Source organism: Flavobacterium aeripolare (genome assembly GCF_013294025.1).
Taxonomy (GTDB): domain Bacteria; phylum Bacteroidota; class Bacteroidia; order Flavobacteriales; family Flavobacteriaceae; genus Flavobacterium.
This window is the reverse complement of record NZ_JABSNL010000004.1, coordinates 61,072-83,700: the sequence shown is the minus strand read 5'-3', so window position 1 is coordinate 83,700 and position 22,629 is coordinate 61,072. Positions and strand designations below refer to the sequence as shown.

General features: G+C 35.3%; 24 protein-coding genes and 1 riboswitch. Of the genes, 13 read left to right on the top strand and 11 right to left on the bottom strand.

From position 1 onward, the window contains the following. Nucleotides 1-501: 501 nt before the first annotated feature. The 10 genes from HNQ00_RS06350 (at nt 502) to HNQ00_RS06305 (ending at nt 9,699) form a co-directional block, all read left to right on the top strand. A complete protein-coding gene (locus HNQ00_RS06350) occupies nt 502-1,149 on the top strand; it encodes a queuosine precursor transporter (protein ID WP_173837484.1) in 648 nt (215 codons plus the stop codon). Next, nucleotides 1,142-1,714: a DNA-3-methyladenine glycosylase I gene (locus HNQ00_RS06345; RefSeq protein WP_173837483.1), complete on the top strand. Its 573-nt coding sequence runs from the start codon at nt 1,142-1,144 to the stop codon at nt 1,712-1,714. The genes HNQ00_RS06350 and HNQ00_RS06345 overlap by 8 nt, the downstream gene beginning before the upstream one ends. Before the next feature lie 113 nt (nt 1,715-1,827). After that, nucleotides 1,828-1,924: riboswitch (TPP riboswitch) on the top strand. An 87-nt stretch (nt 1,925-2,011) separates the two neighbouring features. Continuing rightward, nucleotides 2,012-2,218 (top strand): sulfur carrier protein ThiS, encoded by a 207-nt coding sequence (gene thiS / locus HNQ00_RS06340; RefSeq protein WP_173837645.1) that lies wholly within the window; start codon nt 2,012-2,014, stop codon nt 2,216-2,218. 298 nt (nt 2,219-2,516) lie between these two features. Next, nucleotides 2,517-4,340, top strand: coding sequence for a phosphomethylpyrimidine synthase ThiC (thiC, locus tag HNQ00_RS06335; RefSeq protein ID WP_173837482.1), 1,824 nt, complete (start codon nt 2,517-2,519; stop codon nt 4,338-4,340). A 40-nt stretch (nt 4,341-4,380) separates the two neighbouring features. Next, the gene (locus HNQ00_RS06330; RefSeq protein WP_173837481.1) at nt 4,381-4,974 is read left to right on the top strand and encodes a thiamine phosphate synthase; all 594 of its coding nucleotides are present in this window, start codon (nt 4,381-4,383) and stop codon (nt 4,972-4,974) included. Then, a complete protein-coding gene (locus HNQ00_RS06325) occupies nt 4,947-5,702 on the top strand; it encodes a hydroxymethylpyrimidine/phosphomethylpyrimidine kinase (RefSeq protein ID WP_173837480.1) in 756 nt (251 codons plus the stop codon). Before HNQ00_RS06330 ends, HNQ00_RS06325 begins: the two co-directional genes overlap by 28 nt. Continuing rightward, complete coding sequence (locus HNQ00_RS06320; RefSeq protein WP_173837479.1) at nt 5,695-6,333, top strand: thiamine phosphate synthase; 639 nt, start codon at nt 5,695-5,697, stop codon at nt 6,331-6,333. The genes HNQ00_RS06325 and HNQ00_RS06320 overlap by 8 nt, the downstream gene beginning before the upstream one ends. Next, the gene (locus tag HNQ00_RS06315) at nt 6,314-7,090 is read left to right on the top strand and encodes a thiazole synthase (protein ID WP_305793625.1); all 777 of its coding nucleotides are present in this window, start codon (nt 6,314-6,316) and stop codon (nt 7,088-7,090) included. The genes HNQ00_RS06320 and HNQ00_RS06315 overlap by 20 nt, the downstream gene beginning before the upstream one ends. Nucleotides 7,091-7,413: 323 nt before the next feature. Continuing rightward, a complete protein-coding gene (thiH, locus tag HNQ00_RS06310) occupies nt 7,414-8,529 on the top strand; it encodes a 2-iminoacetate synthase ThiH (protein WP_173837478.1) in 1,116 nt (371 codons plus the stop codon). A 459-nt stretch (nt 8,530-8,988) separates the two neighbouring features. Then, the gene (locus tag HNQ00_RS06305) at nt 8,989-9,699 is read left to right on the top strand and encodes a HesA/MoeB/ThiF family protein (protein ID WP_173837477.1); all 711 of its coding nucleotides are present in this window, start codon (nt 8,989-8,991) and stop codon (nt 9,697-9,699) included. Between the two features lie 817 nt (nt 9,700-10,516). On the opposite strand, the gene aat is transcribed toward HNQ00_RS06305, so the two are convergent. Then, nucleotides 10,517-11,158 (bottom strand): leucyl/phenylalanyl-tRNA--protein transferase, encoded by a 642-nt coding sequence (gene aat / locus HNQ00_RS06295; RefSeq protein WP_173837475.1) that lies wholly within the window; start codon nt 11,156-11,158, stop codon nt 10,517-10,519. Between the two features lie 69 nt (nt 11,159-11,227). Between aat and HNQ00_RS06290 the strand changes: the two genes are divergently transcribed. Continuing rightward, nucleotides 11,228-11,965 carry a phosphatase PAP2 family protein gene (locus HNQ00_RS06290; protein ID WP_254598452.1) on the top strand — a complete coding sequence of 246 codons (738 nt, stop codon included), beginning with the start codon at nt 11,228-11,230 and terminating at the stop codon, nt 11,963-11,965. Nucleotides 11,966-12,020: 55 nt separating this feature from the next. Here the strand turns inward: HNQ00_RS06290 and HNQ00_RS06285 are convergent, their stop codons facing one another. Both HNQ00_RS06285 and HNQ00_RS06280 read right to left on the bottom strand, forming a co-directional pair. Then, entirely contained in the window at nt 12,021-12,398 is a 378-nt protein-coding gene (locus HNQ00_RS06285; protein WP_173837474.1) for a DUF3127 domain-containing protein, read from the bottom strand. A gap of 27 nt (nt 12,399-12,425) precedes the next feature. Continuing rightward, nucleotides 12,426-13,301: a flavin reductase family protein gene (locus HNQ00_RS06280; protein WP_173837473.1), complete on the bottom strand. Its 876-nt coding sequence runs from the start codon at nt 13,299-13,301 to the stop codon at nt 12,426-12,428. Between the two features lie 187 nt (nt 13,302-13,488). On the opposite strand from HNQ00_RS06280, the gene HNQ00_RS06275 reads away from it, so the two are divergent. Further along, entirely contained in the window at nt 13,489-14,646 is a 1,158-nt protein-coding gene (locus tag HNQ00_RS06275; protein ID WP_173837472.1) for a sensor histidine kinase, read from the top strand. A 37-nt stretch (nt 14,647-14,683) separates the two neighbouring features. Here HNQ00_RS06275 and HNQ00_RS06270 read toward each other — a convergent pair whose 3' ends face one another. Then, nucleotides 14,684-15,073, bottom strand: a complete 390-nt coding sequence (locus tag HNQ00_RS06270) for an HIT family protein (protein ID WP_026709582.1) — start codon at nt 15,071-15,073, stop codon at nt 14,684-14,686. A gap of 56 nt (nt 15,074-15,129) precedes the next feature. Further along, nucleotides 15,130-15,606: a transcription elongation factor GreA gene (gene greA / locus HNQ00_RS06265; protein ID WP_026709581.1), complete on the bottom strand. Its 477-nt coding sequence runs from the start codon at nt 15,604-15,606 to the stop codon at nt 15,130-15,132. A gap of 260 nt (nt 15,607-15,866) precedes the next feature. On the opposite strand from greA, the gene HNQ00_RS06260 reads away from it, so the two are divergent. Continuing rightward, on the top strand, nt 15,867-16,280 hold the full coding sequence (locus HNQ00_RS06260) for a Rieske (2Fe-2S) protein (protein WP_173837471.1): 414 nt from the start codon (nt 15,867-15,869) through the stop codon (nt 16,278-16,280). Nucleotides 16,281-16,283: 3 nt separating this feature from the next. On the opposite strand, the gene HNQ00_RS06255 is transcribed toward HNQ00_RS06260, so the two are convergent. The 6 genes from HNQ00_RS06255 to HNQ00_RS06225 form a co-directional block, all read right to left on the bottom strand. Then, nucleotides 16,284-18,956 (bottom strand): carboxypeptidase regulatory-like domain-containing protein, encoded by a 2,673-nt coding sequence (locus HNQ00_RS06255; protein WP_173837470.1) that lies wholly within the window; start codon nt 18,954-18,956, stop codon nt 16,284-16,286. A gap of 5 nt (nt 18,957-18,961) precedes the next feature. Continuing rightward, nucleotides 18,962-19,675: a GLPGLI family protein gene (locus HNQ00_RS06250; protein ID WP_173837469.1), complete on the bottom strand. Its 714-nt coding sequence runs from the start codon at nt 19,673-19,675 to the stop codon at nt 18,962-18,964. A gap of 82 nt (nt 19,676-19,757) precedes the next feature. Beyond that, nucleotides 19,758-20,006: a hypothetical protein gene (locus HNQ00_RS06245; protein ID WP_173837468.1), complete on the bottom strand. Its 249-nt coding sequence runs from the start codon at nt 20,004-20,006 to the stop codon at nt 19,758-19,760. A 342-nt stretch (nt 20,007-20,348) separates the two neighbouring features. After that, nucleotides 20,349-21,062, bottom strand: a complete 714-nt coding sequence (locus tag HNQ00_RS06240) for a GLPGLI family protein (RefSeq protein WP_173837467.1) — start codon at nt 21,060-21,062, stop codon at nt 20,349-20,351. Between the two features lie 87 nt (nt 21,063-21,149). Further along, on the bottom strand, nt 21,150-21,920 hold the full coding sequence (locus tag HNQ00_RS06235; protein WP_173837466.1) for a GLPGLI family protein: 771 nt from the start codon (nt 21,918-21,920) through the stop codon (nt 21,150-21,152). 365 nt (nt 21,921-22,285) lie between these two features. Further along, entirely contained in the window at nt 22,286-22,516 is a 231-nt protein-coding gene (locus HNQ00_RS06225) for a hypothetical protein (RefSeq protein WP_173837464.1), read from the bottom strand. Nucleotides 22,517-22,629 lie beyond the last annotated feature (113 nt).

The following is a 22,629-nucleotide window of genomic DNA, read 5'->3' as shown; positions in this document are numbered from 1 at the left end:
TCACCAATTTTTTGAAAAGTCCTAATACACATAACTTCATAAATACAAGATTTAATAATAAGACTATCTAACTTAACAAATGATATCATTACAAAATTTAGTTTTTCAATTTATTATATAACTTTACTTAAGTCTGTAGCGTATGCAAAAGCAGGTGTTCCAGTTCGCATAAGTATTACAGACAATACGAAGTTTTTAATAATATTAAAATAATTTAGCTGCTTAGCTGTTAAAATATTAAACAAATGGTTTTATACGTTCGGGAACAAAGCAAAAGAAGAAAAACAATTAAACCTAATTATTTTACTACAAATCACAAAAAAGACATAAGATAAATCCTAAGAGCTTAGAAATAGTAGGCGCTTTATATAGTTCGATTACAACGAATTACTTTATAAACGTACGAGAGCACTAAAAAAGGAACAATAAAACTTGTTTCATTAGATGTAATTTGGTTTCCGATAAAAAAATAAAAGACTAAATTTGAGTTTTACAATTTTTATGCTTCAATCCAAAAAAGAAACCGTTTACATCATCCTAGCCGGAATATTTATCACCAATGCCGTTGTAGCCGAGTTGATTGGTGGGAAATTAATTCAAGTTGGTCCCTACCTCATGAGCGTTGGCATCTTACCATGGCCCATCGTATTTGTTACTACTGATTTAATCAATGAATACTTTGGGGAGAAAGGCGTCAAAAAACTATCCCTAATAACAGCTTGCCTTATTGCCTATACCTTTATAATTATCTACGCAGCGATGCAAATTCCAGCCGTTGCAGGTGACGGACTCGTGTCTGACAATCAATTCAATGGCGTTTTCGGTCAAAGTTTGTGGATAATTATTGGTAGTATTATCGCCTTTATGGTTTCTCAACTCATCGATGTTACTATTTTTCATTTTCTAAAAAACAAAACGGGTAACAAAATGATCTGGCTAAGAAGTACGGGGTCAACTGTAATATCGCAATTATTTGATAGTTTTATAGTATTAGGAATTGCGTTCTGGATGACGGGTAAAATGACCACCGAAGTCTTTATAGCATCGGCTTTTACAGGATATTTTGTAAAGCTAATTATCGCCATCGCTTTGACTCCTTTAATTTATTTGGGACATTCTCTAATCGAAAAATACTTGCACAATGAATAGTATCACAGACGAAAAACCAAGATGTGGCTGGTGCTTATCCAGCGATTTGTACAAAGAGTATCACGATCAAGAATGGGGAACTCCCGTTTATGATGATGCTACATTATTTGAATTTTTATTACTTGAGACTTTTCAAGCAGGCTTGAGTTGGATTACTATTCTCAATAAAAGAGAAAATTTCCGTGCTGCCTTTGACCAATTCGATCATACAAAAATAGCAGCATACAACGATGACAAAATCCTAGATTTATTACAAGATGCAGGTATCATCCGCAACAAACTCAAAGTATATTCGACGGTAACCAATGCCCAAAACTTTATTACTATTCAAGAAGAATTTGGCTCTTTTTCGAAATATATTTGGGAATTCACAGATGGAAAACCGCTCATCAATAACCCAAAAACGCTAAAAGACGTTCCTGCTACTACCCCACTTTCTGATAAAATTAGCAAAGATTTAAAAAAAAGAGGCTTTAAATTTGTTGGATCTACGGTTATTTATGCCTTTATGCAAGCCACCGGAATGGTCAATGACCACGTGGAAAGTTGCTGGAAAAAAAGCTAATTTCCACACGCTATTCTTTACTCAAGAGTAGATGATTTCACAAAAATCACTATTTGACGACAAAAATTTAACTTGAAAAAAAATCTTAAAACTAAAAAAACCCTTACATTTGTGGCACACTTTAGGGGTGTCTACAACTTTGTAGGCTGAGAATTACCCTCTGAACCTGATCTAGTTCATACTAGCGTAGGGAAAAGTACGATGACTTCTATGGTCCCTTTTTTGGGACAACTTGTAGCCATTCCTAAAGTTGAGCCGCGTTTTAATACGGCGCTAAAACAACTAAACTCAAAAGGAATGGAACTTAAAATCAACAATCAAAACAAACATTTTGCCAGCAGTAACTTAACTGTTCAGGCACTTCTTGACTTGGAAATTCCCGAAAAACAAAACGGAATCGCCATAGCCATTAACGACACCGTAATTCCTAAATCCAATTGGAATTCCCATCCCCTAAAAGAAACCGATACCGTTTTAATTATTTCCGCAACCCAAGGAGGATGATTGGTGAAGAGTGATTGGTGATTAGTGATTGGTGAGGAGTAATTAGAGATTAGTAAGTATCAATTACTACAATTAAAAATTCTACCTGCTATTTTACATCCAATCAAACTTTGACGAACAAATTCCAATTATTAAGCTGCAATAAAAATAAAATCCGCGTCAATCCGCGTTTTTGCTTTTGCAAATCTGTTGAATCCGCGTGCAATCTGTACCCAATAAATATAAAAATTGTATACGATGCAGTTCGAATCAGTCCGCATGCCATTTACGCCTAAACTAACTTTTAAGACATATTAAAATGACAAACGAAGAAAAAATTTCAAGAACACCATTTCCCAATTCAAGAAAAGTATATATCGACGGTGACATCCACCCGATAAAAGTGGCGATGCGTGAAATCACACTAGCTGATACAAAAATGTCGAACGGTCGTATCGAAAAAAATCCACCGGTTACTATATATGATACATCAGGACCTTTCACTGATCCCAATATCGAAATTGATATTCGAAAAGGATTGCCTCGCATTCGTGAGCAATGGATTATAGACCGTAATGATGTGGAAGAACTAACAGAAATTAGCTCTGATTACGGAAAGCAAAGATTACACGATGAAAAATTAAATCACCTTCGTTTCGAGTATTTACACAAACCAATGCGTGCCAAAAAAGGCGCCAACGTTTCGCAATTGTATTACGCTAAGCAAGGTATCATCACTCCAGAAATGGAATACATTGCGATTCGTGAAAATCAACGTATCGAGCAATTAGATACCCAAACTAAAGCGATGCAGTGTCAACATCCTGGACACAGCTGGGGAGCCAACACACCTAAAAGCAAAATCACACCCGAATTTGTTCGTAATGAAGTAGCTATTGGTCGCGCTATAATCCCAAACAACATCAACCACCCTGAAAGCGAACCAATGATTGTAGGGCGCAATTTCTTGGTGAAAATAAATGCTAATATTGGGAATAGTGCTGTAACCTCAACCATCGAAGAAGAAGTAGAGAAATCAGTTTGGGCTTGCCGTTGGGGAGCCGATACGATTATGGATTTATCGACTGGAAAAAACATACACGAAACCAGAGAATGGATCATCCGTAATTCTCCCGTGCCTATTGGAACCGTACCTATCTACCAAGCTTTAGAAAAAGTAAACGGAATAGCCGAAGATTTAACTTGGGAGGTTTTTCGTGACACACTGATTGAACAAGCAGAACAAGGTGTTTCTTATTTCACTATTCACGCGGGCGTACTATTGCGTTACATTCACCTTACTGCTGAGCGTGTTACGGGAATTGTATCTCGTGGGGGTTCGATCATGGCAAAATGGTGCTTGTTTCACCACAAAGAAAACTTTCTTTACACGCATTTCGAGGACATTTGCGAAATCATGAAGCAATACGATGTCGCTTTCTCTCTTGGTGATGGTTTGCGTCCAGGCTCAATTGCTGATGCTAACGATGCTGCACAATTCGCCGAATTAGAAACTTTAGGTGAGCTATCTAAAATTGCTTTCAAACACGATGTACAAGTATTCATAGAAGGTCCTGGTCACGTTCCCATGCACATGATTAAGGAAAATATGGAGAAACAATTGGAACATTGTAACGAAGCGCCTTTTTACACTCTTGGTCCACTAACGACTGATATTGCACCTGGTTACGATCACATTACATCAGCCATTGGTGCTGCTATGATTGGTTGGTACGGTTGTGCGATGCTGTGTTATGTAACACCAAAAGAACACCTTGGTTTACCCAATAAAAAGGATGTAAAAGACGGTGTAATCACCTATAAAATTGCTGCCCACGCTGCTGATTTAGCCAAAGGACATCCAGGATCTCAATACCGTGACAATGCATTGAGTAAAGCTAGATTTGAATTCCGTTGGGAAGATCAATTCAATTTATCGCTTGATCCTGATACCGCAAGAGAATTTCACGACGAAACTTTACCTGCTGAAGGGGCTAAGATCGCACACTTTTGCTCGATGTGCGGACCTAAATTCTGCTCTATGAAGATATCACAGGAAATCCGTGACGTTGCCGAAGCAGAAAAAGGAATGGCAGCAAAATCAGAAGAGTTTATTGAGCAAGGAAAAGAGATTTATAGTTAAAGCCTAAAGAAAATAGAATAAAGATCCAAGAGTCAAGATTATGATTGTAATCACGAATCCAATTGCTATAGCAAATGAAACCAACACCATTCAAGCTCTTTTTGAGTGTGGATTGGAGTTGCTTCATGTGCGTAAACCTAATTATTCAGTTGAAGAACTAAGGTTGTTTTTATCGAAAGTAAATCCTGAATTTCGATCGCGATTGGTTTTACATCAGCAGCATCAAGTGGCAAATGAATTTGGAATTCATCGCATTCATTTTACTGAAAGTGCCAGAGCAGCTTTGGATTTGGAATCAAAAGATAATAACGATGGTTTTATCAAATCGACTTCAATTCATACAATGGCTAATTTTAACCAACTTGACAGTTGTTTTGAATACGCCTTTTTGAGTCCGATTTATCAAAGTATTTCCAAACCCGATTATAAATCTGATTTAGATGCTGAAAAAGCAATTGCCGAGCGAACCAATTTTAAAACTAAAATAGTGGCTTTGGGAGGAATCTCAATTGAGAATATAGCGAAAACCTACCAACTTGGATTTGATGATTTAGCGCTATTAGGAAGTATTTGGAACAGTAATCAACCCATTCAAAATTTTAAAATATGCCAGAAAATCGCCCATTTGTATTAAGTATTGCTGGTTTTGATCCTTCGGGAGGCGCCGGAATATTGGCCGACTGTAAAACATTTGAACAGCATCAAGTATATGGTCTTGCTATCAATACCGCAAATACAATCCAGACAGAAAATAATTTTCATGAAATTGAGTGGACTTCCTTAGAATTCACCATTCGTTCCGTGGAAAGACTTTTCGAAACTTATAAAATTAAGGCTGTTAAGATTGGGATTGTTCCTTCATTATTTTATCTAGGAACCATTGTCACATTGATTAGGCAAATTGCTCCAACAACTAAAATTGTATGGGATACTGTGGTAAAATCCTCGACTACATTTGATTTTTTAGAGATCAAAAACTATGAATCTCTAAAACTCATTTTAAGCGAAATAGATTTAATCACTCCCAATTATAATGAGATTATAAAGCTATCTCAAGAAGAAATAGATCCTAAATCTATAGCCGAAATGCTATCGGAATATTGCACTGTTTTACTTAAAGGTGGTCACAATCCTAACGAACTTGGAGTAGATTATCTGTATACTAAAGATCGGTTTTATAGATTAGAACCACGTCTTACTGATGTAGATGAAAAACACGGTTCGGGCTGTGTGTTATCTTCTGCAATTACAGCTAATCTTGCTAAGGGTGAAACGGAATTAAATGCGTGCGAAAACGCTAAAATTTATATCGAAAACTACCTATTGTCTAACCACACAAAACTAGGATATCATAATGTTTAACAAATTACAATACATCTCGCAAGGAAACTCGGTTGAGGAGCAAACTAGAAATATTCATGAAGCACTAGACGGCGGTTGCAAATGGATTCAGCTTCGTTTTAAAAATCATTCCCCCGAAGAAACTTTTGCTTTGGCGGAAGCCGTAAAAATTTTATGCGAAGAGTACTTAGCGAATTTTATCATCAACGACAATGTTTATCTCGCGCAGCAAATCGCTGCAGACGGCGTACACCTCGGATTAACCGATATGTCGATAACAGAAGCACGTAGCATTCTAGGAGACACGAAAATCATTGGAGCGACTGCAAATACATTTGAGGATATTCAAAACCACATAAAAAACGGCTGTGATTATATAGGTTTAGGTCCGTTTCGATTCACAACTACAAAGGAAAAATTGAGTCCGATTTTAGGTCTTGACGGCTATCAAAACATCCTGACAGAGATGAAAAACAACGGACTTACTACACCTGTGTATGCTATAGGCGGCATTACAACAGACGATGTTCCTGCATTAATAGACACCGGAATTTATGGCATTGCCGTTTCAGGATTAATAACAAAATCAGAACACAAAAAAAAGACAATCAAACTACTTAAAAACGACCTTTATGGAACCATCATTGTTTAAAATAGCGGATAAAATATTGCAGTCTCGTTTGTTTTTAGGAACGGGAAAATTTGGTTCGAATGCCCAAATGGAAGAAGCCATTTTAGCTTCAGAAAGTGAGTTGGTTACCGTAGCTTTAAAACGCATTGATTTCGAAACAGAAACAAATGCTATTTTGAAACACCTGCAGCATGCACACATTAATTTATTGCCCAATACCTCTGGAGCAAGAAACGCTAAAGAGGCAATTTTTGCAGCTCAATTAGCCAGAGAAGCATTAGAAACCAATTGGCTAAAGTTAGAAATCCATCCTGACCCTAAATATTTAATGCCAGACGCTATCGAGACTTTGAGGGCCACAGAAGAATTAGCCAAGCTAGGTTTTATTGTATTGCCCTACATTCATGCTGATCCTGTTTTATGCAAGCGATTAGAAGATGCAGGAACTGCTGCCGTGATGCCATTAGGTTCGCCAATAGGGAGCAATAAAGGACTTAAGACAATCGATTTTCTCGAAATTATTATCGAACAATCTAAAGTTCCTGTAATTATTGACGCGGGAATCGGAGCACCATCGGATGCAGCAAAAGCAATGGAATTAGGCGCTGATGCTGTTTTAGTAAATACTGCTATTGCCGTTGCAGGAAATCCTAAACTAATGGCAGAGGCTTTTAAAGAGGCCGTAATTGCTGGTAGAAAAGCGTATGAAGCGAGATTAGGACAACAGTATAAACACGCCATGGCATCAAGTCCGTTGACGTCGTTTCTAACCCAATAATCCTCCCCCAACCCCTCCGAAGGAGGGGAGACCTCATCAATAAAAATTATATTAATTGCTCGATAACCTCATACGCGTTGCGTTTAAGGTGATCAATTCAAGCATAAATGTTACAAGGTAAAAATGCTAGGTAAGTCTAGCTTAGCGAACCTTGCGAAAAAAAACATAGCGCACTTTGCGTAAAACTTAGTGTCCTATGCGGTAAAATCACAATATATAGCAAAGCTCTATAAACTTTCTTAAAACAAAAAAAACATAACCTAGCGAACTTTGCGCAAACCTTCGTGCCCTTTGCGGTAAAATCACAGTATAAAAACGAACTAATGACAACATTTAAATCTACTTTCGAACAATACAATTGGGATGAGATCCAATCCAAAATTTACGCTAGTACTGCAAAGCAAGTGGAGCAAGCCTTAGCCAGATCTAAAAGAGACTTAGATGATTTTTTGGTTTTGATCTCCCCAGCTGCGCAACCTTACTTAGAAGAAATGGCGCAGGAATGCCATGAACTAACTAAAAAACGTTTTGGTAAAACCATCCAAATGTATGCTCCTTTGTATGTGAGTAACGAATGCCAGAACATTTGTACCTACTGTGGCTTTAGTCTTGACAATAAAATTAAGCGAAAGACCTTGCTTGATTCGGAGATTAGGCAAGAGGTAGCAGCATTGAAATCCTTAGGTTTTGACCATGTATTGTTAGTTGCTGGAGAAGCAAACTATACGGTGAATATCAACTACTTTCTAAACGCTGTTGATGTAATCAAGAATGACTTTTCGATTATTTCTATTGAGGTGCAACCGCTTTCGCAAGAAGAATACGAACGCTTGCATGAAGCTGGTGTGTACTCCGTGTTAGTGTATCAGGAAACCTATCATCAGGAGGTGTATAAAAAGTATCATACCAAAGGGAAGAAATCCAACTTTGATTTTAGACTAGACACGCCGGATCGCATTGGGAAAGCGGGCATACACAAAATAGGATTGGGTGTGTTATTGGGTTTAGAAGATTGGCGAACCGATAGTTTTTTTAATGCCTTGCATCTAGATTACTTACAAAAAACCTATTGGCAAACAAAGTACTCCGTTTCGTTTCCAAGATTACGACCTGCAGAAGGTACCGCTCCGCCTAATTTTATCATGGACGACCGTGATTTGACTCAGCTGATTTGCGCTTATCGTTTGTGGAATGAAGACTTGGAGATTTCGATTTCGACTCGAGAGAATGAAAACTTTAGAAACAACATTGTCCCTATTGGAACGACCAGCATCAGTGCGGGTTCAAAAACAAATCCTGGTGGTTATGTGGTCGATCCCCAATCGTTAGAGCAATTCGAAATTAGTGACGAGCGCTCTGTAGCAGAGATTGCAGACATTATTAGATCTAAAGGCTACGAGCCCGTCTGGAAAGATTGGGACAAGAGTTTTGCCCCCTAACCCCCGAAGGGGGAATTCCTTGATTGCGGTAACTGTTTTTGATACCGTTTAAGTAAATCTAAGAACTTCACAATAACTGACATTCAATTTACTTTTCACTAGTTACTTTTAACATAGTACTATTCACTTATTACTATTCACTTAGGATGAAATAAATTACCACTTAAAAAAGGTTCTCGACTCCGCTCGAACTGACAGCTGATTTGCTAATTACTATTAACTAATAACTTGTCACTAGTTACTTATTACTATTCACTTAGGATGAAATAAATTACCGCTTAAATAAAGGTTCTCGACTCCGCTCGAACTGACAGCTAATTACTATTAACCAATAACTTCTCACTAGTTACTTATTACTATTCACTTAGGATGAAATAAATTACCGCTTAAAAAAGGTTATCGACTCCGCTCGAACTGACAACTGATATACTAATCACTTTTCACTAATTACTAAAACACATGAGCATTATACAAGATTTTTTACGTTACAACCGCCAAGTGATGTTACCCGAAGTGGGTGACGCTGGGCAAGCAAAAATTAAAAAAGCCAAAGTATTGGTTATTGGCGCGGGAGGTTTGGGTTGTCCTATCTTACAATATTTGGCCACGGCTGGTGTTGGCAATATTGGTATCGTTGATTTTGATACTATCGAAATTCACAACCTGCACCGTCAGATTTTATATACTGAAGACCAAGTGGGATTATCAAAAGCTGCAACTGCCAAAGCGACTTTACAAAAATTAAATCCGTTAATCAATGTGATTGCTATTCCCGAAAAGCTTACTGCAGCTAATGCGGCTTCTATCTTGAATGACTTTGATATTATAGTCGATGGTTCTGATAATTTTGCAACCCGTTATTTAGTTAACGATACTTGCGTGAGTCTAGATAAAACATTGATTTATGGTAGTCTCTTAGGTTTTGAAGGGCAAGTTGCCGTTTTTAATCATCGAAAGAGTAAAAACCTGAGAGACTTGTTTCCAGATTCGCCTGACCCAAAGGATGTGCCTAATTGTAATATGAATGGTGTGCTAGGCACTTTACCTGGGATGATTGGGACTATGATGGCGCATGAGACATTGAAGGTGATATTGGAATTGCCTAGTTTAAGGAATGAGTTGGTTTTATTTAGTACGTTGAATTGGCAGTTTACTAAGTTGAAGTTTTAGTTTTTAAGTGGAGCTGTATTGTGGATATTGGAACACGGATGACGCGGATTTGCTAAAGCAAAAACACGGATGAAAACGGATTTTTGCTCATTTATAGTTGTATTGGGGAGTTTTTTGGGGAGTTGTGTTGCAGAATTGCGTTGCGAAATGGAACACGGATGACGCGGATTTGCTAAAGCAAAAACACGGATGAAAACGGATTTTAACTCACTTGAAGTTGTATTGGGGAGTTTTTTTGCAGAGTTGTGTTGCGAAATGGAACACGGATGACGCGGATTTGCTAAAGCAAAAACACGGATGAAACGGATTTTAGCTCATTTATAGCTGTATTGGGGAGTTTCTTGGGGAGTTCTGTTACGAAATGGAACGCGGATGACACGGAATTGCTAGAGCAAAAACACGGATGAAAACGGATTTTAGCTTATTTGAAGTAATAGTAGGGAATTTTATTGTGGAGTTTCTCGTAGAATTATTTTGTGGAGTTCCTTGTGGAGTTGGATTGGGGAATAGAACACGGATGAAAACGGATTTTATACTCTATGCTGTTTACTTTGATTGTATGATTTTTGCACGCAGATTTAAATGGATCTTAAAGGAGTTATTAACTGTACTTTTTTGCTTTATGAGGTAGTGAACTTCTCATGCTTTGCTATTTTCTTTGTGAGAGGGATGTGTTTTGCCCCAGATGGGAGGGGAAAGCCCAGAGGGAAAAAACTATTTTTTCTAGGAGTAAAAGAGCGACCGGAGGAAGCTCCTTTTACGACTTTAGAAAAAAAGGTTTTGAGCGAGGACTTGTACCGCACAGCTGGATTAGGCTCTAATTATTATCTTTAAGAATCGAAATGAAGTCTTGACGTGGTATTTCGCGGCAACCTAGACTTTCTAGATGTTCGTTGTAGACTTGGCAGTCTAGGAGTTTGTAGTTTTCTTGTTTTAAATGGCGGACTAAAGTTATAAAGGCGACTTTGCTTGCGTTAGAAACTTTTGAGAACATGCTTTCGCCACAGAAAATATGACCTAAATCAATGCCGTATAATCCGCCTACGATTTGGCCATCTTGCCACACCTCAACAGACTTTGCGATACCTAGTTCATGCAACTTGCAATAGGCTTCGATCATGTCATTAGTAATCCAAGTTCCGTTTTGACCGTCTCGCTTTATTTGCTGGCAATTAGAAATTACTTCTCTAAAATTTTGATTAAAAGTAACTGTAAAGGTATCTCGGTTGAGGATATTTCGCATGCTTTTTGTCACCACTAATTCGTCTAGAAATAAAACCATACGCGGATTGGGAGACCACCAAGTGATGGGTTCGCCATCTTCAAACCAAGGAAAAATGCCGCTTTTATACGCTAATAGTAATCTTTGAGGCGATAAATCACCTCCTAAGGCAATAATTCCAGAAGAATGCGTTAATGATACGTCAGGAAAAAATAAATCTTGCGATAAATAACGCATGTTTTTGTTATTATAATTAAATTATAAAGTCCTATTTTTGATCAAATTGCTACTCAATTAACAACTACAATGAAAAAAACATTTTCTATACTTTTACTCATTTTGATGACTCCGTTCCTGCAAATGTATGCACAAAATGTGGATTCTTTAAAAGTACAGCATAAACTAACTTATAAGTCTTTTATTGCTCCGGCAGCGCTATTAGTGACTGGTGCTTTTTTATTAAACTCAGAGATTAATGGTGACATTCAAACAAAATCAGGTAAAGTTTTTGGTACTGCTTTTAGTTCAGGAGCTGATAATATTTTCCCGTTTGTTCCTATTGCGCAAATCTACATGGGGAAATCATTAGGCTTTACTCCCAAGACCAATTATAGGAACCAAACGGTGAATATTCTTGTTGCAAATACTGCTTCTGTCATTGTGACTGAAATTGCAAAGAGAATTGCAAAACGAGAGCGTCCTGATTTGTCTGATAATTTAAGTTTTCCATCAGGCCATTCGGCTGTGGCATTTACAAATGCTACTTTATTGTATTATGAATATAAAGATTCTAATTTTTGGTATGCCAGCAGTGGCTTTTTATTTGCAGGTGCAACGGCGGCTTTTAGACTTGCTAACAACAAACATTATGCATCAGATGTGCTTGCTGGTGCGGGTATAGGAATGGCATCAGGAATTATATTTTCGCATGTGAGTCCGCTTAAATCTTTTAGAGTTTCTAAGAAAACAAATACAACCGCATTTGTATACCCACAAATAGACAATCAAATAGGATTGGGTGCTATTATAAACCCCAATTTTTAAGCATAAAAAAAGCCTTGAAATTTCTCTCAAGGCTTTTTGAATATTTACTTATTTCTTAGAACGGTAAATCATCTGCTTCTTCATCATTGATGTTTGTCGCTGGTGCAAAAGTTTGTGCAGAAGGCATAGGAGGCGTTGCTCCACCTTGCGGCTGATCAGCTGCTACCTTTTCGATTCTCCATCCTTGAATACTGTTGAAGTATCTAGTTTCACCTTGTGGGTTCACCCATTCTCTACCTCTTAAATTGATTGAAACCTTAACTGGCTCACCAATACTATAGTTATTCAATAAATCACATTTATCTTGAGTAAACTCAATCATGATATGCTGTGGATACTGCTCTTCTGTAGTAACAACTAGCTCTCTTTTTTTAAATGATGCACTAACTTGTTGCTCTGGATTAACAACTTTAATTTTCCCTGTAACTTCCATCTTCGTTATTTTAATTGTTATATAAGATTATTTTTTTGCTAAAAGCACTTTCCATGCAGAAACAACATCATCGCCATTCAAGTACTTTTTTGCTTCTAAATGCACTTTTTCTAGATCATCAGCACTTAAAACGGCCTTAACAGAAAAGTTATTTGATACAAAGATACTAACTTCTTCTGGCGTAGGCAAGGCTTCTACATTACCTAATTTTCCAAAATCGTTCCCATCAAAAACAGTACTTGCTATAACTTCCTTAGGGATAGCATCTACGCCTATTCCCAGAGTTGCTAAAGGTTTTGGCACTTCAAATAATCCTTGATTTGATCTCGAATACCAGTTTCCTCCTAGCCTTGAAACTAAGTCAATCTTATATTGGTCTATAGTTCCGTTTTCATCTAAGATTGCTTCATCGATATGGATTTTAACTACTTCACATAAAATTAAATTCCCTGCTCCTCCTTCCTCTCCTAAAGCGATAATCTGGGTTACTTTACACTCAAATTGTACGGGAGATTCTTTGACTCTAAAAGGTTTCACCAAGTCTGAAGGCAGTTGTGTGAGTCCTGATTTTATAAATTCGTTTACACCATCAGCATATTCTGTACTGGCTAAAGAGGTTTGTTGTACTAGATCAAAGTTGACCACATTTATCACCACTTCCTTAGTCGCCTCACAATTGATTAAAGTATGTTTAATCGAATTGTCACGCACGCGTCTAGCGGGTGAAAAAACTAAGATAGGAGGATTAGCACTAAAGACATTAAAAAAGCTGAAAGGCGATAAATTAGGATTACCGTCAGCATCAATCGTACTTGCAAAGGCGATAGGTCGTGGTCCTACTGAGCCTTGTAAGTATCCTTGTAATTTTGCTGTTGGGATTGTTTTTGGGTCTATTGTAAGCATACTGTAGTTTGTTTTGTGTTTGTAATAAGTAGTGTCATACAAAAGTAATCAAATGAAGTAACTTTAAGAATGCACGATGCTTTTTATACTGCGATTTAAAATACAACAGCTGTGCCTTGCTTTGTAGTGTACAAGTAAAATAATAAGAGATAAAATTCGTTATATTTATAGCTCAAAGAATAAATTTATGCAGTTTTCTGATAGAAGAAATACAAGTAGGTGGATCATTATCGCTACTTCTTTTTTAATAATTACACTGATTTTATGGAACACCTATACTTTTTTCCAAATATTCAAAAATGAAGAACGTTTAAAAATGAATTTATGGGCAAAGGCTCAAAAAACCCTGATTACCGCTGAGGCTGATGCCGATGTTGAATTGCCCTTACAAATTTTTAGTAATAATACCTCGATTCCTATTATATTAACAGAGCACGACAGCATTGTGAGCACTGTTAATATCGCTGATAAGATCATTAAAGATAAAGAAAAAGCAGCTAATTTATTAGTTGATTTACAACGTGAAAACCCACCTATTGTAATTGAGTATGTTCCCGGGAAATTCCAAAAATTATATTATGGAAACTCTGAATTACTGAACAAACTAAAATATTACCCTGTTGCGCTAGTGCTTATTTTAGTATTGTTTATTGCCTTGATGTATTATTTTTATCGCAGTACAAAAATCGCTACCCAAAACAAATTATGGGCTGGAATGGCAAAGGAAACAGCACATCAAATAGGTACGCCGCTATCGTCATTGATAGGTTGGGTCGAAATATTAAAAGGGGACGAAGTCGACGAATCTATTATCATCGAAATCGAAAAAGATATTGAAAGACTGCAAACAATAACAGATCGTTTTTCTAAAATAGGTTCTAAACCCATACTCGAAAATCAAGATATTATTGCGACTACACTCGCTTCATATACCTACTTGCAATCCCGCTTTTCTAAGCAAATTGAATTTACTTTTACAGCCCCAGAAAAACCTATCAATGTATTGTTGAATTCGAGTCTACACAGCTGGACAATAGAAAACTTAGTCAAGAATGCTATCGACGCTATGAAAGGAAAAGGAAAACTTGGATTGGTAATCGAGCAAGACGGGCAGTTTGTAAAAATTAATATTGTAGACACCGGAAGCGGCATACAAAAAAGTCAGTTTAAGACTATATTTGAACCTGGATTTACTACAAAAAAGAGAGGTTGGGGATTGGGGTTATCGCTTACAAAGAGAATTGTAGAAGAATATCATAACGGTAAAATCAAAGTCCTTCAATCAGAAATAGGAAAAGGGACAACCATACAAGTTGCCATAAAAAAAACACAGGAATCATCATAAGCAATGACAATTCCTGTGTTTTATTATAGTTGTTAAATTATAGATTAGCTTGAATGCTTTGCGCTAAGTCTTTAAATTCTTGTTCCGTTAAGGACACTTTATTATGAAAACGCATTTCGTCCATTTCGTTTAATGGAATCAAATGTACATGCGCGTGCGGTACTTCAAGACCTACAACGGCCATACCCACACGTTTACAAGGAACCGCTTTTTCTAAGGCAATGGCTATCTTTCGAGAAAAATGCATCAACCCTAGATAATGTGCTTCGTCCATTTCAAAAATCTTATCGATCTCAAATTTCGGAATACATAACGTATGCCCTTTTGCATTTGGGTTTACATCTAGAAAAGCCAAATAATTTTCGTCTTCAGCTATTTTATAACATGGGATTTCTCCCTTTACTATTTTTGTGAATATCGAACTCATGCTGTTTTTATTAGATCATTAAATCCAGGTTTTACACCTAGTAGGAACGCTTTAAGTTAGTCTCTTGTGATTTCGATAATTTCAAATTTCAAGACACCATTAGGAACAGAAATCTCGGCAACATCACCTACTGATTTCCCTAGTAAACCTTTCCCAATGGGAGAAGTCACAGATATTTTACCTGTTTTTAAATCGGCTTCACTTTCTGCTACTAATCGGTAGCTCATTTCCATTCCGTTAGATTGGTTTTTAATCTTTACATTAGAAAGCACTAATACTTTTGAAACATCAAGATTTGACTCGTCAATAAGTCTTGCATTAGAGTGAATTTCTTCAAGTTTAGCAATTCTCATTTCTAGCATTCCCTGTGCTTCTTTAGCTGCATCATACTCTGCATTCTCAGATAAATCCCCTTTATCTCTTGCCTCTGCGATATCAGCAGATGCCTTAGGACGCATCACACTTTTTAAGTGATCAAGTTCTTCCCGTAATTTTTTTAATCCTTCTGCTGTGTAATAAGATATTGCGCTCATATTTTTTAAATGTATTATTTTATGTGTTTACTTATAAGCTGTTCATGCGTTTGCTTGAAGACCTTCCTCCTTCTAATTCATTCTAATCAAACAGACGCTCTGTGGCTTATATAAATAGAAAAAATCCCATCTAGACGGGATTTGTTATTACAAAGATAGTATATTTTTTTTCTTGTATATAATTATATGTTAATCATATGTAATTCAAAGTTAAATAAATTAAATTTGTTTTTTTAGCGTATTTAACAAACTATTTTATAATGAAAAAATTCATTTATTCTCTTATCATTCTAAGCATTTTAAGCAGCTGCACGACAAATGATTTTAATAATGCAAATCCCAATATTCCTAATTACCCCTTTACTGTCGATTTGAACTTGTCATTACCTTCTTATAGCAATTTAAAATTTGCTGGTAATGCCATTTATTATGCAAATGAAGGCGCAAAGGGAATATACGTTTTTAATACTGGTAGTGGCTACAATGCTTTTGACGCCGCATGCCCTAATCAAGCATTAAATAGCTGTACGGCCATGACCCTTAACGGGATCAATATCGTTTGTCCTTGTGATGAAAGTGAATATAGTTTGTTTACCGGTTTAGGAAAATTAGAATATCCTTTAAAACAGTACCGTGTAGAATTAAATGGAAACGTATTGCGAGTTTATAACTAGTTTTTATAACTTATAAGATATGGAGAGCATCCATACTCTAGGTAAAACGTAAGTTGTGCGCTCACTTATTACGTAATCTGAAAAAGAAAAATCATTCTTTGTTTTATTATCGAATACATTATTGACAAACATTTCGAACCCAAAAGGACTGTTCTTTTTTTGGTATCGAATAGACGCATTCATAATATCATAAAAGTTACTTTGGTCGCGATCATCAGTGTTTTTTAAGTTCTCATAATCTATTTTGAAATTCCAAAACTTAAGAAAATCAATTTGAGCACTTGATGTAAAAGCATCTGTTTCATATTTTGAACTTGTTAAGCCCGAAAATTGACTAAAGCCTTTGTTGTAACCAACACTAAAATCTGGCCACTTTTTATAAGCCGTTTTAAAAAGCAATCCCACATTCTGGCTTGTTCGATCATTTACGGTAGTAACTGCATTTAATGTTTGTGAATAGCTAAACCAATTGAGACGTGTATTTAATTTTAGACTAAAACGATAGATCCTTTTGGTAAAATAGCCCGTAATGCCGTAAGTAGTTTCTGGATTATCCGTTAAAATTGGGCTACTAAATTGATTAATTCCGTCGAGTGTAATTTCATTTCTAAAAGCTTTAACCTTTTTTAAATAGCTAGCGGTAGCATTGTAGGTCACACCCTGATACAAATTATACTTTGAATACCTCAACATTGCCGAATGGTATTTTTCATTTTGCAATAGCGCGTTCCCTTTGTAGACTAAATTATAGTTTTGCAAGTCAAATTGATTTGCAAGCTGACTCACCTCAGGAAAATCGTTCTTTAATTTGTAAGTAAAATTCAAGGTTTCTGATTTGTTGAACTCATAGTCAATGTCCCACTGCGGTTGCAGTAAACTTTTAGTCAAGCTGTTTCCTATTGTACTTTGAGTAGTAGATAAGTGATACCAATGCAGGTATAACCCTGGCTTGCTAGTAAATTTCCCAATTCTGAATTTGTATTCAACACCTACATAAGCATCATTTAATTGGTATCTTACATTATTATTAAATCCAGCTGAAGCAAAATCATTGATCGTACCATCAGTTAATAATTGCCTGTTTGCTGTTTCTAAATGCGACGTAGCAAAATTATTTCCCACATTAGTATAGATGTGGTTAAAATTATTCAAAATCCAATAATGTTTGAATAAGGCATCAATACTATTCGTTTTTACCTTTTTAATTTGAGTAACAGTATAGGTATCGTCCTGTTGAAGCGGAATCAATCCTGCCAAAAAAGTTTGATCTGTAAACCAATTGTTGATGGGTTTATTGTTATCATAGGCTTGATTTACCACCAGTGTAGTGGTGTGGTGCTCATTGTAACTTTTATGCCATTCTATGTATTGCTTTATCGAAGTATTATCAGCCTTAGAGATAGTTTCAAACAGACTTGTGTTGAGATTTGTAGTCGAATTTATGGTATTGATTAAATCATTTGTACTCGATTGATACTGGCCGTTGTAGTACCATTTTTCTTTTTTGTTAGGCGAATAATCTAATTTTACATTACCAATACCCAACATGGTACGATTATCCCCATCTTGTAATTTATTTTCGAAAGCGATAGCGCTATTTTGTAAATACTCATTAGTACTTTCTGTCTTAGAAGCCGTAAGCACTTTTGAAAAAATTGAAAATCCAGAAATAGCTAATTTTGGAGAAAAATCGTGGCTAATATTAAAAGCTCCAAACTGAGATTTATTTTGTACAACATCTCTATTGTCACCAGCAAAGGAATACAAGTTAGTCAATGATTTCCTGCCTGATAAAAAAGTGCTCATACCACCACCAAAACGCGTTAAATCATCAAATGTAAATGTCCTTTTTCCAATGTTATTCCCATCGGCTATAACGCTTACATTTGTTTTGGGAGCATAATAAAACAATGCTGCATGCGCTAGATAAAATCCGTAATCGGCAGTTCCTATTTCTGCAGCTGCTTCGACATCTCCAAAAACAAATTTCTTTTTATCCTCTTTTAATTTCACGTTCATAGCCAGATCGTCACTATCAGAAACTTGCTTCATAAACCCCACCTCGTTAAAGTTATCGATGACTTCGATTTTGTCCAAGGCATCTGCCGGAATATTCTCGACTGCAAGTTTTGAACCACCTCCAAAAAAGGACTTTCCTTCTACAAGCATTTTAGTCACTTTTTTTCCTTGTACGGTAACACCACCGTTTTTATCAACTTCTACGCCTGGTAATTTCTCTAATATTTCTTTCATTTTGCGTTCGTTTCCTTTAGCAAAACTTTTCACGTCAAATATCAAAGTATCTTTTTTTATAATTATAGGCTTGAAATCATGTTTAATTACAATCTCATCGAGTTGTTCTCCTGTAGCCTTTAGTTTAAAATCGTGGGTAGTAACAGCTGCATTAGCTTCAAGGATAAATACCTCCTCAATAAAGCTAATATAAGATACGGTAATTTCATACTTGACCTCTTTTTCTAGTTCTAAGCGATAGCGTCCTTTATTATCAGCAATGGCAAACTTAAGGCTTGCTTTTTCCTGCAAAGGTTTTGCGATTACATTAGCAGATTCTAATGGTTTGTTTGTATCGTCAGAAACCACACCTGTAATAGTGCGGGACTGAGAATAAGAAAAGAAGGTTGTAAATAAAAGAAAATACAATAGGACTTTATACATATTAATTATTTCGATAATATTTTTTTGTTATAATCTTCACTGTTTACTGTTTTTCCTTTGGGAAATTCGACTTCCAACTGCTGATTTTTTAAAATGCTTATAGAGGATGCTAGAAAAGTTATCTTTCTGTCGGTTAATTCTAAAATAAGACCTGGTAAGCCAGTAAAATACTTTGGCCCATAAGAATATGGTAAACTTGGTGCAAACCAAGCAATTATAGGAATAGTGGTAGCTGTTCCACGTCTATTGGTAAATTTCCATAGATGTATTGCTTTATAGCATAAATACCCATCAATTTCCTTGCTTTCGGTTGTAATTTCCCATTCTAATTTTTCATTTTCCTTTTCGATAAGAAAACCATCCATATTTTCTAGTATACTACTATTACTTACTTTATCTATAAAATAATTTTGTCCATTGATTTCAATAAAAGCAAGCTTCTCAGCCATGCCCGTTAAACCATTTTGTTTGCTATCTGATGATAAATAGTTATCCAATACAAAACTTGATCTTTTGCTATTAAATGTCAAAGTAGCGGTTTTACTATTAGCTATACTAACTATAGTTTCATTTAATTCTTTATTTTCAGGACTCGCATTTTGGGATCCGAAACCAGCCAACTGAATTTTGTATACTACTTTACCAGAGGCTGCCTGCCCAAAAGAATTCCGAATTGTAGCAAAAACTAAGCAAATAATTATATTTCGTAATTTCTTCATATTTTAAAATTTTAAAAGGCAAACAAAACTCGAAAAGTTTTATTTGCCATTATTAAAGTTGATAAGTTGAAAGTGATAAGTCTTAATCTTTACAACCTGCTAGATAAGCCTGATAAGCGTCATGATTTTCCATAGCAGTGTGATCACCATCGCTATCGTAATCTCCGTCAATATAATCCATTGCTTTTGTTTCACAACTTTCACCTAAAATTATCAATTTACTCTGAATGCTTATAACAACTTCATCTTTCACTTCCGCGGAATTTGCCATTGCTACTCCATTAAACGCCAATACTGCCACTGCAGAAAATAATAATTTTTTACTCACCATATTAATTATTTTTGGTGTTCGTGAATCTTCGGTTTCATAATTAATTTGTTAAAAGTTTAATAATAGTTTATCGGTTAACCATTCCAAATTTGAAAAAAAAAAAGGGAAAGCATACACATTTTTAACTTTTATTTAACAAAATAAAGTTTATAAAAATAATCGTAACACCCCGTTTATTAGTATCTTATCTATAACCAACCCTACTAAAATAGGGGCACAAGCAATTTAATTTAACATATTATAAAGTTATGCACCAATAGAAATCTACATTATACAAAAGATATTTAAAGCTGCCAAAAATTCAAAAAACCTATAAATCATATAGTACTTTATGCGTGTTAATTATCTTGAAAATACCTTCTTTTTGTAATCTTCAATACTTACTATTTTTCCTTTGGTAAATTCGACTTCCAACTGCTGGTTTTTTAAAATTGTTATAGAAGATGCTAGAAATGTTATCTTTCTGTCGGTTAATTCTAAAATAAGACCTGGTAAGCCAGTAAAATACTTTGGCCCATAAGAATATGGTAAACTTGGTGCAAACCAAGCAATTATAGGAATAGTGGTAGCTGTTCCACGTCTATTGGTGAATTTCCAAAGGTAGACTGCTTTGTAGCATAAATAGCCGTCAATTTGCTTACTTTCGGTTGTGATTTCCCATTCTAATTTTTCATTTTCTTGTTCGATAAGAAAACCATCCATATTTTCTAGTATACTACTATTACTTACTTTATCTATAAAATAATTTTGCCCATTGATTTCAATAAAAGCAAGCTTCTCCGCCATGACCGTTAAACCATTTTGTTTGCTATCTGATGATAAATAGTTATCCAATATAAAACTTGATCTTTTGCTATTAAATGTCAAAGTAGCGGTTTTACTATTAGCTATAGTAACTATAATTTCATTTAATTCTTTATTTTCAGGACTCGCATTTTGGGATCCGAAACCAGCCAACTGAATTTTGTATACTACTTTACCAGAGTCTGGTTGTGCATAAGAATTTTGTAGTGTAGCGAGAACTAAGCAAATAATTATATTATGTAATTTCTTCATATTTTAAAATTTTAAAAGGCAACAAAACTCGAAAAGTTTTCAATAAGAAATTGATTTTTATAAGACTACAAGGCTCCTAATTGTTATTTATCCATTAATATCTTTAAATATTTTAGTAATAATATCAAGATACTCTTTCTCAGTAACATTTTTACCCTTACTAGGTTTTTCAATTACAATTTTATCTATGTAATTTAAATTTATCTTTGTCGCGTACATAAACTTCTTTCCATTCGCTGAACCCTCCAAAACTAAGCCTGGCAAACCATCTAAACCATCTGGACCAAACGAAGAAGGAATTTCTGGGGTAAACCAAACAACGGGATAAAAAGAATTTTTTCTATCCCTAATCTTATCGTATTCTTCCTTATATGAAGTAGCTTTATAGCACTTATAGCCATTAATCATTTTAGTCTCTGAAGTTATATTCCACAAATATTCTTCAAAATCAAGGTTGACAGTAAATTTCTCTCCAGAACTTTCAATTTGATATAATTTCTCTTTAGTGACATTATTTTTATATCTAATTTTTTTTCCGCCTGCCAGGATTTTTGCAAATCTGTTAGCTAAATCATTATTAACTTCCAAAGCATCAACCATCTTATACAAGCTTTCATTCTTATTATAGTACAACTCAAAATCAATTTGATACTTAAGTTCGTTCGCTTTTCCTATAGTTTTCCTAAGATCATCCGACACATTATTATTTGCAAATTTTATTTTGGCGTCGTTAGACTGATTTTCTATCGGTAATGCCATCTTATATGTAACGCAGACTGTTTTCTCTTGCAAATCTCCTTTTTTAGTGGGTAAGAACAAAAAAAAAGATATAAACAACATAATTTTTAAATAGGTCATCTTTATTAAATTTGATTAAAATTTAATATGGTTGTATTTACATACAACCATATTATCATGCTTACTATCTCATACATTCATTATAAGCCTCCATGTAAATGGCATTATATTCACGAGAAGACAAGCACTCTACACTGACATTTTCTGAGTATTCTTCCATTACCGTAGCTGTAATATGTGCTACATCCGTGCACGTACTAGTAAAATCTACACTCTCATCGACAAAATCTTTAGTTTTTGCATTAATACTAGTACCCAACGTGACAATAGCAATAGCGATAAATAATAATCTTTTCGTTTATGATAGTTTTAAATTTATAAATATTTTCTGGTTAACCAAAACTAAAGTAATAAAAAAAAAATATTCAAGAATCAACCTTGTTATTTAACATTTTTTTAACAATATCTGACATAGTAGCTATTTTGTCACTTACTACTACCGTTAATTTTAAAATGACTTTCTTGTGACGTAGTTTAGCAATAACGATAGCTAACTCTAATGGTTGGTTTGTATCGTCAGCAACCACAGCTGTAATAGCGCGGGATTGAGAATAAGAAAAGGTCATTAAAAATAAAAGAAACAGAATATGGAGCATGTAATTAGCGATTTGAAATTGAAATTATTGAGATAGAAATACATACAACAAACTATTTAAAGCCGCATCGATCTTTAAAAAAAATTGCCTCTTTACTTTTTAAAAGTCCTGAG

What these genes read in the sequence shown, in the direction of transcription:
- HNQ00_RS06235 (WP_173837466.1), bottom strand. Translation starts at nt 21,920, where the DNA reads ATGACCTATTTAAAAATTATGTTGTTTATATCTTTTTTTTTGTTCTTA.
- HNQ00_RS06285 (WP_173837474.1), bottom strand. Translation starts at nt 12,398, where the DNA reads ATGGAAGTTACAGGGAAAATTAAAGTTGTTAATCCAGAGCAACAAGTT.
- HNQ00_RS06350 (WP_173837484.1), top strand. Translation starts at nt 502, where the DNA reads ATGCTTCAATCCAAAAAAGAAACCGTTTACATCATCCTAGCCGGAATA.
- thiH (WP_173837478.1), top strand. Translation starts at nt 7,414, where the DNA reads ATGACAACATTTAAATCTACTTTCGAACAATACAATTGGGATGAGATC.
- HNQ00_RS06305 (WP_173837477.1), top strand. Translation starts at nt 8,989, where the DNA reads ATGAGCATTATACAAGATTTTTTACGTTACAACCGCCAAGTGATGTTA.
- HNQ00_RS06255 (WP_173837470.1), bottom strand. Translation starts at nt 18,956, where the DNA reads ATGTATAAAGTCCTATTGTATTTTCTTTTATTTACAACCTTCTTTTCT.
- HNQ00_RS06290 (WP_254598452.1), top strand. Translation starts at nt 11,228, where the DNA reads ATGAAAAAAACATTTTCTATACTTTTACTCATTTTGATGACTCCGTTC.
- HNQ00_RS06260 (WP_173837471.1), top strand. Translation starts at nt 15,867, where the DNA reads ATGAAAAAATTCATTTATTCTCTTATCATTCTAAGCATTTTAAGCAGC.
- HNQ00_RS06270 (WP_026709582.1), bottom strand. Translation starts at nt 15,073, where the DNA reads ATGAGTTCGATATTCACAAAAATAGTAAAGGGAGAAATCCCATGTTAT.
- HNQ00_RS06250 (WP_173837469.1), bottom strand. Translation starts at nt 19,675, where the DNA reads ATGAAGAAATTACGAAATATAATTATTTGCTTAGTTTTTGCTACAATT.
- HNQ00_RS06240 (WP_173837467.1), bottom strand. Translation starts at nt 21,062, where the DNA reads ATGAAGAAATTACATAATATAATTATTTGCTTAGTTCTCGCTACACTA.
- aat (WP_173837475.1), bottom strand. Translation starts at nt 11,158, where the DNA reads ATGCGTTATTTATCGCAAGATTTATTTTTTCCTGACGTATCATTAACG.
- thiC (WP_173837482.1), top strand. Translation starts at nt 2,517, where the DNA reads ATGACAAACGAAGAAAAAATTTCAAGAACACCATTTCCCAATTCAAGA.
- HNQ00_RS06275 (WP_173837472.1), top strand. Translation starts at nt 13,489, where the DNA reads ATGCAGTTTTCTGATAGAAGAAATACAAGTAGGTGGATCATTATCGCT.
- thiS (WP_173837645.1), top strand. Translation starts at nt 2,012, where the DNA reads ATGGAACTTAAAATCAACAATCAAAACAAACATTTTGCCAGCAGTAAC.
- HNQ00_RS06280 (WP_173837473.1), bottom strand. Translation starts at nt 13,301, where the DNA reads ATGCTTACAATAGACCCAAAAACAATCCCAACAGCAAAATTACAAGGA.
- HNQ00_RS06315 (WP_305793625.1), top strand. Translation starts at nt 6,314, where the DNA reads ATGGAACCATCATTGTTTAAAATAGCGGATAAAATATTGCAGTCTCGT.
- HNQ00_RS06330 (WP_173837481.1), top strand. Translation starts at nt 4,381, where the DNA reads ATGATTGTAATCACGAATCCAATTGCTATAGCAAATGAAACCAACACC.
- HNQ00_RS06245 (WP_173837468.1), bottom strand. Translation starts at nt 20,006, where the DNA reads ATGGTGAGTAAAAAATTATTATTTTCTGCAGTGGCAGTATTGGCGTTT.
- greA (WP_026709581.1), bottom strand. Translation starts at nt 15,606, where the DNA reads ATGAGCGCAATATCTTATTACACAGCAGAAGGATTAAAAAAATTACGG.
- HNQ00_RS06320 (WP_173837479.1), top strand. Translation starts at nt 5,695, where the DNA reads ATGTTTAACAAATTACAATACATCTCGCAAGGAAACTCGGTTGAGGAG.
- HNQ00_RS06325 (WP_173837480.1), top strand. Translation starts at nt 4,947, where the DNA reads ATGCCAGAAAATCGCCCATTTGTATTAAGTATTGCTGGTTTTGATCCT.
- HNQ00_RS06345 (WP_173837483.1), top strand. Translation starts at nt 1,142, where the DNA reads ATGAATAGTATCACAGACGAAAAACCAAGATGTGGCTGGTGCTTATCC.
- HNQ00_RS06225 (WP_173837464.1), bottom strand. Translation starts at nt 22,516, where the DNA reads ATGCTCCATATTCTGTTTCTTTTATTTTTAATGACCTTTTCTTATTCT.